At 63.6% G+C, this 14,149-nt stretch carries 11 protein-coding genes; 5 read left to right on the top strand and 6 right to left on the bottom strand.

Translation table 11 applies throughout. From position 1 onward, the window contains the following. Positions 1-2: 2 nt before the first annotated feature. From KF941_RS12595 to KF941_RS12570, 6 genes are all read right to left on the bottom strand, one after another. Positions 3-779 carry an AAA family ATPase gene (locus KF941_RS12595; protein ID WP_214273479.1) on the bottom strand — a complete coding sequence of 259 codons (777 nt, stop codon included), beginning with the start codon at positions 777-779 and terminating at the stop codon, positions 3-5. Next, a complete protein-coding gene (gene rsmG, locus KF941_RS12590) occupies positions 772-1,353 on the bottom strand; it encodes a 16S rRNA (guanine(527)-N(7))-methyltransferase RsmG (protein ID WP_214273478.1) in 582 nt (193 codons plus the stop codon). The genes KF941_RS12595 and rsmG overlap by 8 nt, the downstream gene beginning before the upstream one ends. After that, entirely contained in the window at positions 1,353-3,212 is a 1,860-nt protein-coding gene (gene mnmG, locus KF941_RS12585; RefSeq protein ID WP_214273477.1) for a tRNA uridine-5-carboxymethylaminomethyl(34) synthesis enzyme MnmG, read from the bottom strand. Before mnmG ends, rsmG begins: the two co-directional genes overlap by 1 nt. 8 nt (positions 3,213-3,220) lie before the next feature. After that, on the bottom strand, positions 3,221-4,477 hold the full coding sequence (gene mnmE, locus KF941_RS12580; protein ID WP_214273476.1) for a tRNA uridine-5-carboxymethylaminomethyl(34) synthesis GTPase MnmE: 1,257 nt from the start codon (positions 4,475-4,477) through the stop codon (positions 3,221-3,223). Positions 4,478-4,493: 16 nt separating this feature from the next. Beyond that, positions 4,494-5,765, bottom strand: a complete 1,272-nt coding sequence (gene rho / locus KF941_RS12575) for a transcription termination factor Rho (RefSeq protein WP_024842822.1) — start codon at positions 5,763-5,765, stop codon at positions 4,494-4,496. Between the two features lie 123 nt (positions 5,766-5,888). Next, the gene (locus KF941_RS12570; protein ID WP_036753695.1) at positions 5,889-6,335 is read right to left on the bottom strand and encodes a CopD family protein; all 447 of its coding nucleotides are present in this window, start codon (positions 6,333-6,335) and stop codon (positions 5,889-5,891) included. Positions 6,336-6,902: 567 nt separating this feature from the next. On the opposite strand from KF941_RS12570, the gene KF941_RS12565 reads away from it, so the two are divergent. The 5 genes from KF941_RS12565 (at position 6,903) to KF941_RS12540 (ending at position 14,134) form a co-directional block, all read left to right on the top strand. Next, the gene (locus KF941_RS12565) at positions 6,903-8,141 is read left to right on the top strand and encodes an aromatic ring-hydroxylating dioxygenase subunit alpha (protein ID WP_036753699.1); all 1,239 of its coding nucleotides are present in this window, start codon (positions 6,903-6,905) and stop codon (positions 8,139-8,141) included. Next, on the top strand, positions 8,141-9,217 hold the full coding sequence (locus KF941_RS12560; RefSeq protein ID WP_072462161.1) for a hybrid-cluster NAD(P)-dependent oxidoreductase: 1,077 nt from the start codon (positions 8,141-8,143) through the stop codon (positions 9,215-9,217). The genes KF941_RS12565 and KF941_RS12560 overlap by 1 nt, the downstream gene beginning before the upstream one ends. 152 nt (positions 9,218-9,369) lie before the next feature. Then, positions 9,370-12,453 (top strand): formate dehydrogenase-N subunit alpha, encoded by a 3,084-nt coding sequence (gene fdnG, locus KF941_RS12550; RefSeq protein WP_276241781.1) that lies wholly within the window; start codon positions 9,370-9,372, stop codon positions 12,451-12,453. Further along, positions 12,450-13,448 (top strand): formate dehydrogenase subunit beta, encoded by a 999-nt coding sequence (gene fdxH, locus KF941_RS12545; protein ID WP_114536061.1) that lies wholly within the window; start codon positions 12,450-12,452, stop codon positions 13,446-13,448. The genes fdnG and fdxH overlap by 4 nt, the downstream gene beginning before the upstream one ends. Beyond that, the gene (locus KF941_RS12540; protein ID WP_114536060.1) at positions 13,448-14,134 is read left to right on the top strand and encodes a formate dehydrogenase subunit gamma; all 687 of its coding nucleotides are present in this window, start codon (positions 13,448-13,450) and stop codon (positions 14,132-14,134) included. The genes fdxH and KF941_RS12540 overlap by 1 nt, the downstream gene beginning before the upstream one ends. Positions 14,135-14,149 lie beyond the last annotated feature (15 nt).

The following is a 14,149-nucleotide window of genomic DNA, read 5'->3' as shown; positions in this document are numbered from 1 at the left end:
CCTCAGGCGGTCGCGAGTTGACGGGACAGGAACTCGGTCGCCAATTCGCGATAAGCGTGGCTTCCCTTGGAGTTCGGATCGTATTGCAGCACCGGCATGGCATGGGACGGCGCCTCGGACAGCCGGACGTTGCGCGGAATCACCGTGCGATAGACCAGACCGGAAAGCGTATTGCGCGCATCCGCCTCGACCTGCTGCGACAGGTTGTTGCGATTGTCCGCCATGGTCAGCAACACGCCCTCGATCCGCAAGTCGGGATTGGCGGTCTGGCGCACCTCGCGCACGGTCATCAGCAGCTGCGACAAGCCTTCGAGCGCATAGAATTCGGCTTGCAGCGGCACCAGCACGCTGTCCGAAGCCACCATGGCATTGACGGTAAGAAGGCCAAGCGCGGGCGGGCAATCGATCAGGATATAGTCCAGCTCAGAAGGAACCGTCAGCTTGCGCCGCAACAGCTGGGTCCGTCCGGGACGATTGGACAGCTCGAAATCAGCCGACGCCAGGTCGCGATTGGACGGCACAAGGCGAAGATTGGCGATGGTGGTGTCGCGCAGCGTCTCGTCCAACCCCTGCTCGCCGGTCAGCAGGTCGTAAGAGGTCAGAACCCGATCTTCCAGCGCCACGCCCAGCCCGGTCGAAGCGTTTCCCTGCGGATCAAGGTCTATGATCGCGACCCGCTGGCCCTGCTCGGCCAGGGCGGCGCCAAGATTGATCGCCGTGGTGGTCTTTCCCACCCCGCCCTTCTGGTTTGCAACGGCAATGATGCGTGTGTCATGCATGGCGAATTTCCGTGATTTCCAGAATGGCCGCGTCAGGATCGGTCGCGCTTTGGTGGGGCTTTAGTTCGAATTTCCAATCGGTTCGCGCCTGAGCGACCTCATCTTGCCAGTTTCGGCCTTTCATCAGCCATGCCGTTCCCGATGCGCTCAGGTGCCGGTCTACATATGCCATGAGCAGCGGAAGCGGGGCAAGGGCCCTTGCGCTGATATTGGCGGCATCAAGCCTATCCACCGCCTCGATGCGCTTGCAAATCACCTGCGCGCGGGGCAGCGCCAATTCGCGCACCACGTTACGTAGGAAAGCAGCCTTGCGCTGATCGCTTTCGACCAGGGTCAGATCCAGGTCAGGCCGCATGATCGCCATGACGATACCGGGAAAACCGCCGCCGCTGCCAAGGTCGACCCAATTCCCCGACACATTTCTGGTGATTTCGGCCAGTTGCAGGCTGTCTGCGATATGCCTCGTCTCGATCTGGTCCAATGTGGACGGCGCAATCAGGTTGATTGCCGGGTTCCACTTTCGCAGCAATTCCGCATAGGTGGCGAGGCGCTCTGTTTCACGTGAAACACTCATCAAGCCGTTTTCCGCTCGCCGGTTCGGATCACGGCAAGGATGAGCGTCAGCGCCGCGGGCGTCATGCCCTCGATGCATGCCGCCGCTGCTAGGGTTGCGGGGCGATATTTGTTCAGCTTGGACTTGAGCTCGTTGGAGAGGCCGGAAAGTGCGTCATAGTCGAACCCGGCCGGAATCGCGACCGATTCCTCCTTGCGCAGCAGTTCGGCATCCTTGCCCTGGCGGTCCATGTATTGATGATACAGCGCATCTGCCGCCAGCTGTGCAATGGTAGCCTGGTCGTGCGACAAAAGCTCATCGTCCAGCGCAAGGACCTGATTCTGCGGTATTTCCTGCTGGGCAAGCAGCGCGAACAGACTGCGCCGAGCGCCGTCTTGCCGCACTTCGATCCCGGCGCGGGAAAGCTCCGTGGGCGTGAAACTGACGGATTCCGCCCGACAGCGAGCTGCCGAATAGCGACGCATCTTTTCAGAGAACACTTCCTGGCGGGCCTGACCCACGCAACCGGTCCCGATCCCCAGCGGGGTCAGGCGCTGATCGGCATTGTCAGCCCGCAAGGACAGGCGAAACTCGGCGCGAGAGGTGAACATGCGGTAAGGTTCGCTGACCCCGCGCGTGGTAAGGTCATCGATCATCACGCCGATATAGCTTTGGGACCGGCTGAAATGCAGGCTCTCCCGCCCCTGCGCCTTCAATGCGGCGTTAAGGCCAGCCACCAATCCCTGTGCTGCCGCCTCCTCATAGCCGGTCGTCCCGTTGATTTGCCCGGCAAGAAACAGCCCCGACAGGGCCTTGGCCTCCAGCGCCGGCGTCAGCGCACGCGGATCGACATAGTCATATTCCACAGCATAGCCCGGTTGCACGATCTTCGCCGCTTCCAAGCCGCGGATCGAGCGGACATAGGCAAGCTGCACCTCTTCCGGCAGAGAGGTCGAAATGCCGTTCGGATAGACCAGGTCGCTGTCCAGGCCCTCGGGTTCCAGGAAGATCTGGTGCGAATTCTTGTCGGCAAACCGAACGATCTTATCTTCGATCGAGGGGCAATAGCGTGGCCCCACCCCATCGATCCGGCCGCCATACATGGCCGACCGAGCAAGATTGTCACGGATGATCTCGTGGGTGTCCGGGTTCGTATGGGTGATCGCGCAGCTGATCTGCTCCACCTCCGGGCCGGAGGACAGGTATGAAAACATCACCGGATCGTCGTCACCCGGCTGCTGATCCAGGCTTTCCCAGTCGATGCTGCTGCGGAGAACCCGCGGAGGCGTGCCCGTTTTCAGCCTGCCCAGCGGCAGGTTGAGCGGGCGAAGCGACGCCGCGAGCCGCACCGATGCCGACCCGCCCCAGCGGCCGGCCGGGCGGGTAATCTCGCCTATATGAATCAACCCGTTAAGGAAGGTTCCCGTGGTCAGGATGACCTGCCGTGCCTGCAGTTCCGTGCCATCGGCCAACCGCAAACCATAAACCGCAGCCCGCTCATGCAGCAGTTCGGCCGCTTCGCCAAGCACCAGCGTCAAGCGGGCTTGCTCGGCCACCGCCTGCGCCGCAGCCGCTCGATAAAGCTTGCGATCGGCCTGCGCGCGCGGTCCCTGGACGGCAGGCCCCTTGCGCCTGTTCAGCAAGCGGAACTGAATGCCTGCAGCATCGACCAGCCTTCCCATGACCCCGTCGAGCGCGTCGATTTCCCGCACCAGATGGCCTTTGCCCAGCCCGCCGATTGCAGGATTGCAGGACATCGTTCCGATATCGTCCTGATTCAGCGTTATCAGCGCGGTTTCGGCGCCCATGCGTGCGGCCGCCATGGCCGCTTCCACGCCGGCATGACCCCCGCCAATCACGATTACGTCGAATTGTTTCACGTGAAACCTTACTTTCCGATGCAGAAGGAACTGAAGATCTCGTCAAGATAATCCTCTGCCCCCACACGTCCAACCATCATCGCCAATGCCTGCGCCGCCTGGCGCAAGGCTTCGGCAAGAAACTCCGGCGCCATGTCGTGATCGACCTCCAGGGCCGACAGGGCGCGCTGCAAGGCTTCCGCCTGTCTTTTATGCCCGACCAGCCCGGTATCCGCCGCTCTGACTCGCAAGCGATCATAAACCAGATCCAGAAGCTCCGCGACCCCTTCCCCGGTCAGCCCGGAGATCGAGATCCCCTCGGCCCGGCCCAGATCCGCCTTGGCACGGACGACGATGTCGCCCGCCGTCGCCGCATCGGCAATCCCGTCGACCGTAAGGTGGATACGCAAGTCGGCCTCGGCCGCTCTCTGCAATCCCCGCGCAACCCCCATGGCCTCGACCGGATCGCTGCTTTCACGCAACCCAGCCGTATCCAGGAAGGTCACCGGCAAGCCGCTCAGATCGGTATGGAGTTCCAGGATATCGCGGGTCGTCCCCGCGACCTCGGACACCAAGGCGATGTCGCGCTGGCCGATCCGGTTCAGCAGCGTCGATTTCCCGGCATTCGGCGGCCCGACGATCGCCACCACATAGCCCTGTCGCAAGCGTTCGGTGGCAGGATAGCCTGCCAGCATCAGCCGAATATCGGCACGAACCGCTGCGATCAGCTCCAGCGCCTCGGCCGGAACCTCTTCGGGCACTTCTTCATCCGCGAAATCGATGCTGGCTTCGATCAGGGCTCCGGCGCGAACCAGCTTGGCGCGCAATTCGTCGGCTTTGCGCCCCAACTCGCCTTCTGTCGCCCGCATCGCCAGCTTGCGCTGCGCTTCCGTCTCGGCGGACAGCAGATCGGCCAACCCCTCGGCTTCAGCCAGGTCCATGCGGCCGTTGAGAAAAGCACGCTTGCTGAACTCGCCCGCCTCGGCCCTTCGCAGCCCTCGCGACAGAAGCGCCTGCGCCAGCCGGTTGGCAATGACCGGGGCACCGTGCAGGTGCAACTCGGCCACTTCCTCGCCGGTAAAGCTGTGGCCTTCCTCGAACCAGAGGACCAGGGCGCGGTCGATCAGATCCTCTCCGTCCCGCAGCGCCCGCAAGGCCGCCAGGCGCGGCGTCGCCACCGGCCCGGCCAGGGATTCCAGGGTCGCACGCGCCTTCGGTCCGCTCAGGCGGACGACGGAAACCCCCCCTCGGCCGGGCGGGGTCGCCTCGGCAAAGATCGTATCCACCGCATCCTCCGCGCCGTCAGGCGTTCATCGAATCGAAGAATTCGCTGTTGGTCTTGGTCTGCTTCAGCTTCGAGATCAGGAATTCGATCGCATCGGTGGTGCCCATCGGATTCAGGATGCGCCGCAGCAGATAGGTCTTTTGCAGATCCTTGGCATCGACCAGCAGCTCTTCCTTGCGGGTGCCGGATTTCAGGATATCCATGGCCGGGAACACGCGCTTGTCGGCCACCTTGCGGTCCAGCACGATCTCGCTGTTGCCGGTGCCCTTGAATTCCTCGAAGATCACCTCGTCCATGCGCGAGCCGGTGTCGATCAGCGCCGTGGCGATGATGGTCAGCGAGCCGCCTTCCTCGATGTTGCGCGCCGCGCCGAAGAACCGCTTCGGCCGCTGCAAGGCATTCGCATCGACGCCGCCGGTCAGAACCTTGCCCGAACTGGGCACAACGGTGTTGAAGGCCCTACCAAGTCTTGTGATCGAGTCCAAAAGGATCACAACATCTCGTTTATGTTCGACCAGGCGCTTGGCTTTTTCGATCACCATTTCCGAAACGGCGACATGGCGGCTGGCCGGTTCGTCGAAGGTCGAGGAAATCACCTCGCCCTTGACGGAACGCTGCATGTCCGTCACCTCTTCCGGCCGCTCGTCGATCAGCAGCACGATCAGGTAGCATTCGGGATGGTTCTTCTCGATCGAATGGGCGATGTTTTGCAACAGCACCGTCTTGCCGGTACGCGGCGGCGCCACGATCAGCGAACGCTGGCCCTTGCCGATCGGCGCCACCAGGTCGATGATCCGGGCGGAGCGGTCCTTGATGGTCGGATCCTCGATTTCCATCTTCAGCCGCTCGTTCGGGTAAAGCGGCGTCAGGTTGTCGAAGGCGACCTTGTGGCGGGCCTTCTCGGGGTTCTCGAAATTGATCTTCTCGACCTTGGTCAGGGCGAAATAGCGCTCGTTCTCGCCGGGCGCGCGGATCACGCCCTCGACCGTGTCGCCGGTGCGCAGGCTGTGCTGGCGGATCATGTCGGGGCTGACGTAGATGTCGTCGGGACCGGGCAGGTAGTTCGCCTCGGGCGAGCGCAGGAAGCCGAAGCCGTCCTGGACCACCTCCAGGACGCCGTCGCCGCCGATTTCGAAGCCTTCCTCGGCATGTTCCTTGAGGATCGAGAACATCATCTCGCCCTTGCGCATGGTCGAGGCGTTCTCGATCTCCCATTCCTCGGCCATGGCCAGCAGGTCGGCCGGGCTCTTGGCCTTGAGATCGGACAGGTTGAGGCGTTCTTCGGTCATGTCTAGCCTATGGGCACGCGCTGTCCGACGCATGATCGGCCCGCGCAGAAACTGTGTCAGGAAAAATCCGCCGGACGGCGGATGCGGGTCACATAGGCATTATCGGCGCGCGAGTCAATTCTTCTAGAATTTCACGATCACCGACAGCACGATGACAACCATCAGCAACGTCGGCACCTCGTTCATCATCCGGTAGCGCCGGCCGCCCAGCCCCTGGCCCAGTAGCAGCGCCTTGCGCTGGCCGGCCAGCCACATGTGAAACCAGGTCATCCCCAGCACGCCGGCCGCCTTGGTCCAGGGCCAGATCATCGTCCAGTCCACGATGCCCGGCGTCAGCACCAGCGCCAGGCCCGCGATCCAGGTCACGATCATCGCCGGATTCATGATCATCCGCAGCAGCTTGTCCTCCATGATCTGGAAGGACTGCACCGGTTCTTGCCCGATATGGCCACGCTCGGCGTGATAGACGAACAGCCGCGGCAGATAGAACAGCCCTGCCATCCAGGAAAGCACCGCCATGACATGCAGGGCTTTGATCCAGGGGTAAGCAAGGGGCAGGAAATCGTTCATGGCACACCTCCGGTGCCATCTCTCTATCAAAATTAAAGGAAGATAAAGAAAGGATGATGTTGTGGTTGGGGCTGTGGATGACTGGAAATCTTCGCTCCGCGCCGACATTCCCCAACTCACGCCGCTTGGGGAAAAAAACATCATTAACGATTTGTTAACGAAAAAACCAAATATAAACAGCGTGATAGGAAAAAACCGACTGTGGATAAGTTTGTGAAAATTTTTCTTTTCCACAACTTGTGGGTGGTTTCCGCCCGGTTATCGACATGTGGAGAAGCCGCATCCGTTCTCGCTCTGTCCCGCGGGGTCATCCACGGGCGGAAAAAGGCCGCGCAATCTCCACAGATTCGACCCCCCGAGTCGCCGCGGCTTATCCCCAGGCTTATGCCCACGCCTTGCACGCATCGCGGTCCTGCCCCCGCCCGCGCCGCTTTGGGCCGGACAGGAGGTCGTGCAAAGCCGTCCGAGGTTCGTTTGCGTCATCCGCACGTCGCATTTGGCAAGTTACGGCGGGGAAAACGGGTGCAATGCTTTGCGAAGGATGCCCCTTTGTGACGGAATCAAGCCATGCTGAACACAGCTGAAATCCTGGACCAGCTCGCCAACCGGCGGAAGAACTTCTCGCTCAGCCGCGACCTTTACTGCGACGAGGGCGCCTATCACGCCGACCTGGAGAATCTGTGGTATCGCGAATGGCTCTTTGCCATTCCGACCTGCGACATCCCCAAGACCGGCAACCACGCCACCCTGCAGATCGGCGAATATCCGGTGGTGATCGTGCGCGGCGCCGACGGGCAGATCCGCGCCTTCCACAACGTCTGCCGCCACCGCGGCCAGCGGCTGTGCCCCAAGCAGAACGGCACCTCGCCCAAGCTGGTCTGCCCCTATCACCAATGGACCTACGACCTCGACGGCAGGCTTCTGTTCGCCCGCGACATGGGCCCCGACTTCGATCCGTCGCAATTCAGCCTCAAGCCGGTGCATTGCCGGGTCGAGGGCGGTATGGTCTTCATCTGCCTGGCCGACAATCCGCCGGATTTCGAACGGCTGGGGGGCTTCCTGCGCGACTATGTCGGCGCCAGCGACCTGTCGAACGCCAAGGTCGCCTTCACCTCGACCATCGTCGAGAAGGGCAACTGGAAGCTGGTGATCGAGAACAACCGCGAGTGCTACCATTGCGGCGGCAGCCACCCCTCGCTGTGCCGGACCTATTCCGACAACCCGCTGATGACGGTGATGGAGGGGCCGAACGCCGCCTCGCCCGAGATCCTGTCGCATTGGGACCGCTGCGACAAGGCCGGCCTGCCCGCGCGCTTCGTGAACGATCCGGGGATGCAATGGCGCTTTGCCCGCGTGCCGCTGCTGAACAATGCCGAAAGCTTCACCATGTCCACCAAGGCGGCGGTGAACCGGCGCATGGGCATGATCCCGTGGAACGACGCCGGCAGCCTGATGTTCTATCACTTCCCGTCGAGCTGGAACCACTTCCTGCCCGACCATGCCATCGTCTTCCGCCTGCTGCCGATCTCTCCGACCGAGACCGAGGTGACGTCGAAATGGCTGGTCCACAAGGACGCGGTCGAGGGCGTGGACTACGACCTGCAAAAGCTGACCGAAGTGTGGCTGGCGACCAATGACGAGGACCGCCGCGTGGTCGAGGAGAACCAGAAGGGCATCCTGTCCCCGGCCTACGAGCCCGGCCCCTATTCCCCCAGCCAGGAGGAGGGCGTGATCCATTTCGTCGACTGGTATGTGCGGCAGATGATGGACCGCCTGTCCCCGCGTCCGGCGATGGCGGCCGAATAATGGCGGTCCTGGTCAAGGCATTCGGCGACCGCCCGTGGAAGGACGACGAGCCGCTGGAATGCGCGATGGTGGTGCCCGAGACCTCGGACACCGCCACCTTCACCTTCCGCGCGCCCTCGGGTTCCTGGTTCGACTACCAGCCCGGACAGTTCGTCACGCTGGACCTGCCGGTGCCGGGCGGCAACGTGCAGCGGACCTATACCATCAGCTCCAGCCCGTCGCGGCCGCTGTCCATCTCGGTCACGGTCAAGGCGCAGCCGGGCAGCGTCGGCGGGCGCTGGATGATCGACCACCTGCGGCCGGGGATGCGGCTCAAGGCCTTTGGCCCGGCGGGGATTTTTTCCTTCGTCCGGCACGAGGCGCCGAAATACCTGTTCATCTCGGCCGGCTCGGGCATCACGCCGATGATGTCGATGACGACCTGGGCCTGGGATTCGGGCGAGATGCCGGACATCGTCTTCGTCCATGCCGCCCGCGCGCCCGCCGACATCATCTTTCGCCAGCGGCTGGAAGGCATGGCCGACCGCGTGCCCGGCTTGCAGCTGCGCTTCACCGTCGAGGAGGCCGATCCGTTCCGCACCTGGCACGGCTATCGCGGCCGGCTGAACCAGATCATGCTGGGCCTGATGGCGCCGGATTACCTGGAGCGCGAGGTGTTCTGCTGCGGACCCGAGCCCTTCATGCAGGCGGTGCGCGACATGCTGATCGCGCTGGGCTTCGACATGGAGCGCTATCACCAGGAAAGCTTCGGCGCGCCCATCCGCAACGAGGCCGAGGCCCCGGTGCTGGACGACGTGGTCCCGGACGAGGAAAGCGCCGCCCAGATCACCTTCGAAAGCTCGGGCGTGGTGGCGAAATGCGCCGAGACCGACACCGTGCTGGCGGTGGCCAAGGCCAACGGGCTGAACATCCCCTCGGGCTGCACCTTCGGCCTGTGCGGCACCTGCAAGATCAGAAAGACCGCGGGCGAGGTGCATATGGTCCATAACGGCGGCATCACCGACGAGGACATCGAGGAGGGCTATATCCTGGCCTGCTGCTCGCATCCGATCGGTGCGGTCTCGGTCGAGGTCTGAACTTTCGTTATGCAAGTATAAACATAACGAAATAACAAGAGCTTGGGGGCGCGGCCATGGCCGCGCCTTTTTCGTGCCAAGCTTGACAGAACTACCATACCGCGCGATCCTGACCCCGTACCTATCTCTTCGACAGGCAAAAGGAGGGCACGATGAATATCGACCTCTCGCGGCGCGGTTTCCTGAAACTGGCGGGTGCGGGTGTCGCGGCGACATCGCTGGGGGCCATGGGCTTCGGCGGGGCGGAGGCGGCGGAACAGGCGCATGTGCGTGCCTTCAAGCTGGCCTCGACGACCGAGACGCGCAACACCTGTCCCTATTGCTCGGTCGCCTGCGGCGTCATCATCTATTCCGACGGCGACCTGAAGGCCGGCGAAGAGGCCAGGGTCGTCCATATCGAGGGCGATGCCGACCATCCGACCAACCGCGGCACGCTTTGCCCGAAGGGCGCGGCGCTGAAGGATTTCGTCAATGCCGAGACGCGGCTGACCACGCCGCGCATCCGCCGCCCCGGTGCCGCCAGCTTCGAGGAGATTTCCTGGGAAGAGGCGCTGGACAAGATCGCCCGCGCGCTCAAGGACGACCGCGACGCCAACATGGTGCTGGCCAACGACGACGGGGTGCCCGTCAACCGCTGGACGACCACCGGCTATCTGGCGGCCTCGGCCACCACCAATGAAACCGCATGGCTGACCTACAAGACGGTCCGCGCCATGGGGATCGTCGGCTTCGACAACCAGGCGCGCGTTTGACACGGCCCCACGGTGTCCAGTTTGGGCCCGACATTTGGCCGTGGAGCGATGACCAACTCCTGGACCGACATCAAGAACACCGACCTCGTGGTCGTCATGGGCGGCAATGCTGCCGAAGCCCATCCCTGCGGCTTCAAATGGGTGACGGAGGCCAAGGCCAATCGCGGCGCCAGGCTGATCGTGGTGGACCCGCGCTTTACCCGCACGGCCTCGGTGGCGGACTACTATGCGCCGATCCGTCCCGGCTCGGACATCGCCTTCCTGATGGGCCTGATCAACTGGATGATCCAGAACGACAAGGTGCAATGGGACTATGTGAAAGCCTTCACCAACGCCGCCTTCATCGTGAAGGACGAGTTCGGCTGGAGCGACGGGCTGTTCACCGGCTACGACCCGGAAAAGCGCGACTATGACAAGTCGAGCTGGGATTATGTCATCGGCGAGGACGGCTTTGCCCAGGTGGACATGACGCTAGAGCATCCGCGCTGCGTCTGGAACCTGCTCCGGGAACATGTCTCGCGCTACACGCCCGAACTGGTCGAGCAGGTCTGCGGCACGCCCAGCGACCGCTTCCTGAAGATCGCCGAGATGATCGGCGAATGCTCGGCCCCCGACAAGACCATGACCTCGATGTATGCGCTGGGCTGGACCCAGCACGCCAAGGGCTCGCAGAACATCCGCGGCATGGCGATGTTGCAGCTGATCCTGGGCAATATCGGCGTCCGGGGCGGCGGGATGAACGCGTTGCGCGGCCATTCCAACATCCAGGGGCTGACCGACATCGGCCTGATGTCGAACCTGATTCCCGGCTACCTGAACATCCCGACCGAGAAGGAGCCGGACTGGCAGACCTACATGTCCAGCCGCAGCTTTACCCCGCTGCGGCCGGGGCAGACCAGCTATTGGCAGAACTATCCCAAGTTCATGGTCAGCTTCATGAAGGCCATGTGGGGCGACGCGGCCACGGCCGAGAACGACTGGGCCTATCACTACCTGCCCAAGCTGGACGTGCCGACCTATGACATCCTGCGCATGTTCGAGCTGATGGATGCCGGCCAGGTCAACATCTATTTCTGCCAGGGCTTCAACCCGCTGCTGTCCTTCCCGAACCGGGCCAAGCTGACCTCGGCGCTGAGCAAGCTGAAGCTCTTGGTGGTCATGGACCCGCTGGCGACCGAAACCGCGCATTTCTGGGAAAACCACGGCGAACACAACGACGTGGACACCGCCTCGATCCAGACCGAGGTGCTGGAACTGCCCTCGTCCTGCTTTGCCGAGGACGACGGCGCGCTGGTCAACTCGGGCCGCTGGCTGCAATGGCACTGGTCGGCGGCGACCCCGCCCGGCCAGGCCAGGCACGACACCTGGATCATGGCGCAGATCTTCCTGCGGGTGAAAAAGCTCTACCAGGACGAAGGCGGGGTGTTCCCCGACCCGATCCTGAACCTGACCTGGGACTATGCCGACCCCGACGAGCCGACGCCCGAGGAACTGGCCAAGGAGCTGAACGGCCGCGCGCTGGAGGATGTGCGCGACCCCGCCGACCCGGCCAAGGTGCTGACCGCCAAGGGCAAGCAACTGCTGAACTTCAGCCAGTATCGCGACGATGGCACCACCATGGGCGCCTGCTGGATTTATTCCGGCTGCTGGAACGAGGACGGCAACAACATGGCCCGCCGGGACAATGCCGATCCCGACGAGACCGGCGCCTATCCCAACTGGACCTTTTCCTGGCCGCTGAACCGGCGGATCCTCTACAACCGGGCCTCGGCGGATCTGCAGGGCCGGCCCTGGGATCCCTCGCGCAAGCTGCTGGAATGGGACGGCGAGAAATGGACCGGCTATGACGTGCCCGACATCGCCCCCACGGCGAAGCCCGGCGACGTCGGCCCCTTCATCATGAACCAGGAAGGCGTCTCGCGCCTGTTCAGCCGGGGCATGATGCGCGACGGGCCGTTCCCGACGCATATGGAGCCCTTCGAATCACCCCTTGCCAACGTGTTCAACCCGCAGATGCGCGGCAATCCGGTGGCGCGGGTCTTTGTCGGCGACGCCGAGCAATTCGCCACCAGCGAAGAGTTCCCGATCGCCGCGACCTCGTATCGCCTGACCGAGCATTTCCACTACTGGACCAAGCACAACCGCATCAATGCCGCGCTTCAGCCCGAGTTCTTCGTCGAGATCAGCGAGGAACTGGCGGCTGAGAAAGGCATCCGGCGCGGCGGCTGGGTCCGGGTCTGGTCCAAGCGCGGCGAGGTCAAGGCCAAGGCGCTGGTGACGGGGCGACTGAAGCCGATGCAATGCGGCGACAAGCTGGTGCATGTCATCGGCATCCCGCTGCACTGGGGCTTCATGGGCGCGGCGCGCAAGGGCTTCGGCCCGAACAGCCTGACGCCATTCGTCGGCGACGCCAACGTGGAAACGCCTGAATTCAAGGCGTTCCTGGTCAATATCGAACCCGCGACAGGGGAGGCGGTGTCATGACGACCGATCCGAACCTCGACAGCCCGCGCACCGCGGTCTCGAACCCGCCGGTGCAGCCGATGCAGGCCAACCTGGGGCCGGGCGACGTCGTCCGCGCCTCGGCCACGCCCGACCTGCCGCCGCCGACGCGCGAATTGACGCCGGTGGCCAAGCTGATCGACGTGTCGAAATGCATCGGCTGCAAGGCGTGCCAGTCGGCCTGCGCCGAATGGAACGACACCTATCCCGAGATCGAGCAGAACGTCGGCCTCTACGAGAACCCGCACGACCTGACGCCCGACATGTTCACCCTGATGCGGTTTTCGGAATACGAGAACCCGCAGACCGGCGATTTCGAATGGCTGATCCGCAAGGACGGCTGCATGCATTGCGCCGATCCGGGCTGCCTGAAGGCCTGCCCCGCCCCCGGCGCCATCGTGCAATATTCGAACGGCATCGTGGATTTCATCCACGAGAACTGCATCGGCTGCGGCTATTGCGTGACCGGCTGTCCCTTCAACATCCCGCGCATCAGCCAGAAAACCCATGTCAGCTACAAATGCACGCTCTGCTCGGACCGGGTGGCGGTGGGCCAGGGGCCGGCCTGCGCCAAGGCCTGTCCGACCCAGGCCATCGTCTTCGGCACCAAGGAGGACATGCTGGCCCATGCCGAGGCGCGGGTCGACGACCTGAAGTCGCGCGGCTACGACAATGCCGGCATCTACGACCCGCAGGGGGTGGGCGGCACGCATGTCTTCTATGTGCTGCACCATGCCGACCAGCCCTCGCTTTACTCCGACCTGCCGGAAGAGCCGCGCATCTCTCCGGTGGTCGAGGGCTGGAAGGGCGTGACCAAGACGCTGGGCCTGGCCGCGATCGGCGCCGCGGCCATCGGCTCGGTCCTGCACGGGCTGATGACGCGCGCCAACAAGGTCTCGGCCGAGGATGAAACCCATGCCGAGCAACTGGTCGAGGGGCGTGAACCCCCGGTTCCGCCGGGAAGGGAGGTGCTGTGATGGCCAAGCGCATGTTCTCCGAAGCGGGCGACCATATCGAAAGCCGCCGTCCGGTGACGGTCAGCCGCTATCGCGGCATCACCCGGCTGAACCATTGGGTGACGGCCGCCAGCCTGATCGCGCTGCTGCTGTCCGGCCTGGCGCTGTTCCACCCCTCGCTCTACTTCCTGACCGGGCTGTTCGGCGGCGGGCAGATGACGCGCTGGCTGCATCCCTTCGTGGGCGTGCTGCTGTTCTTCAGCTTCCTTCTGCTGTTCCTGCAGATGTGGCGGCTGAACCTGCCCCGCCCCGAGGACCGCACCTGGGTCAGCCGTATCGGCGAGGTCGTCCGCGGCGAAGAGGAAAAGCTGCCCGAGCTTGGCAAATACAATGCCGGGCAGAAATTCGTCTTCTGGGCCATGTCGGTGCTGATCGTGGTGCTGATCGTCTCGGGCGTGATGATCTGGCAGGAATATTTCCCGCATCTGGTCTCGATCCCGGTGCGGCGCTGGGCGGTGCTGGTGCATGCGGTGGCGGCGGTCGCGATCATCCTGACCTTCATCCTGCATGTCTATGCGGCGATCTGGACCCGCGGCACCATCCGCGCCATGACCCGCGGCACCGTGACCGGTGGCTGGGCCTGGCGGCACCATCGCAAATGGCTGCGCGAAGTCGCTGGACGCGAGGGCGGCGGCCCGGCAGAGTAGGCGCAAGCGACCCGA

It is taken from the genome of Paracoccus sp. pheM1, assembly GCF_018499825.1.
GTDB classification, from domain to species: Bacteria; Pseudomonadota; Alphaproteobacteria; order Rhodobacterales; family Rhodobacteraceae; genus Paracoccus; species Paracoccus versutus.
This window is presented reverse-complemented; position numbering and strand designations above follow the sequence as displayed.

Excerpts from the sequence above, each read along its gene's own strand:
- KF941_RS12595 (WP_214273479.1), bottom strand. The coding sequence starts at position 779 with ATGCATGACACACGCATCATTGCCGTTGCAAACCAGAAGGGCGGGGTG.
- rsmG (WP_214273478.1), bottom strand. The coding sequence starts at position 1,353 with ATGAGTGTTTCACGTGAAACAGAGCGCCTCGCCACCTATGCGGAATTG.
- rho (WP_024842822.1), bottom strand. The coding sequence starts at position 5,765 with ATGACCGAAGAACGCCTCAACCTGTCCGATCTCAAGGCCAAGAGCCCG.
- KF941_RS12570 (WP_036753695.1), bottom strand. The coding sequence starts at position 6,335 with ATGAACGATTTCCTGCCCCTTGCTTACCCCTGGATCAAAGCCCTGCAT.
- KF941_RS12565 (WP_036753699.1), top strand. The coding sequence starts at position 6,903 with ATGCTGAACACAGCTGAAATCCTGGACCAGCTCGCCAACCGGCGGAAG.
- KF941_RS12560 (WP_072462161.1), top strand. The coding sequence starts at position 8,141 with ATGGCGGTCCTGGTCAAGGCATTCGGCGACCGCCCGTGGAAGGACGAC.
- fdxH (WP_114536061.1), top strand. The coding sequence starts at position 12,450 with ATGACGACCGATCCGAACCTCGACAGCCCGCGCACCGCGGTCTCGAAC.
- KF941_RS12540 (WP_114536060.1), top strand. The coding sequence starts at position 13,448 with ATGGCCAAGCGCATGTTCTCCGAAGCGGGCGACCATATCGAAAGCCGC.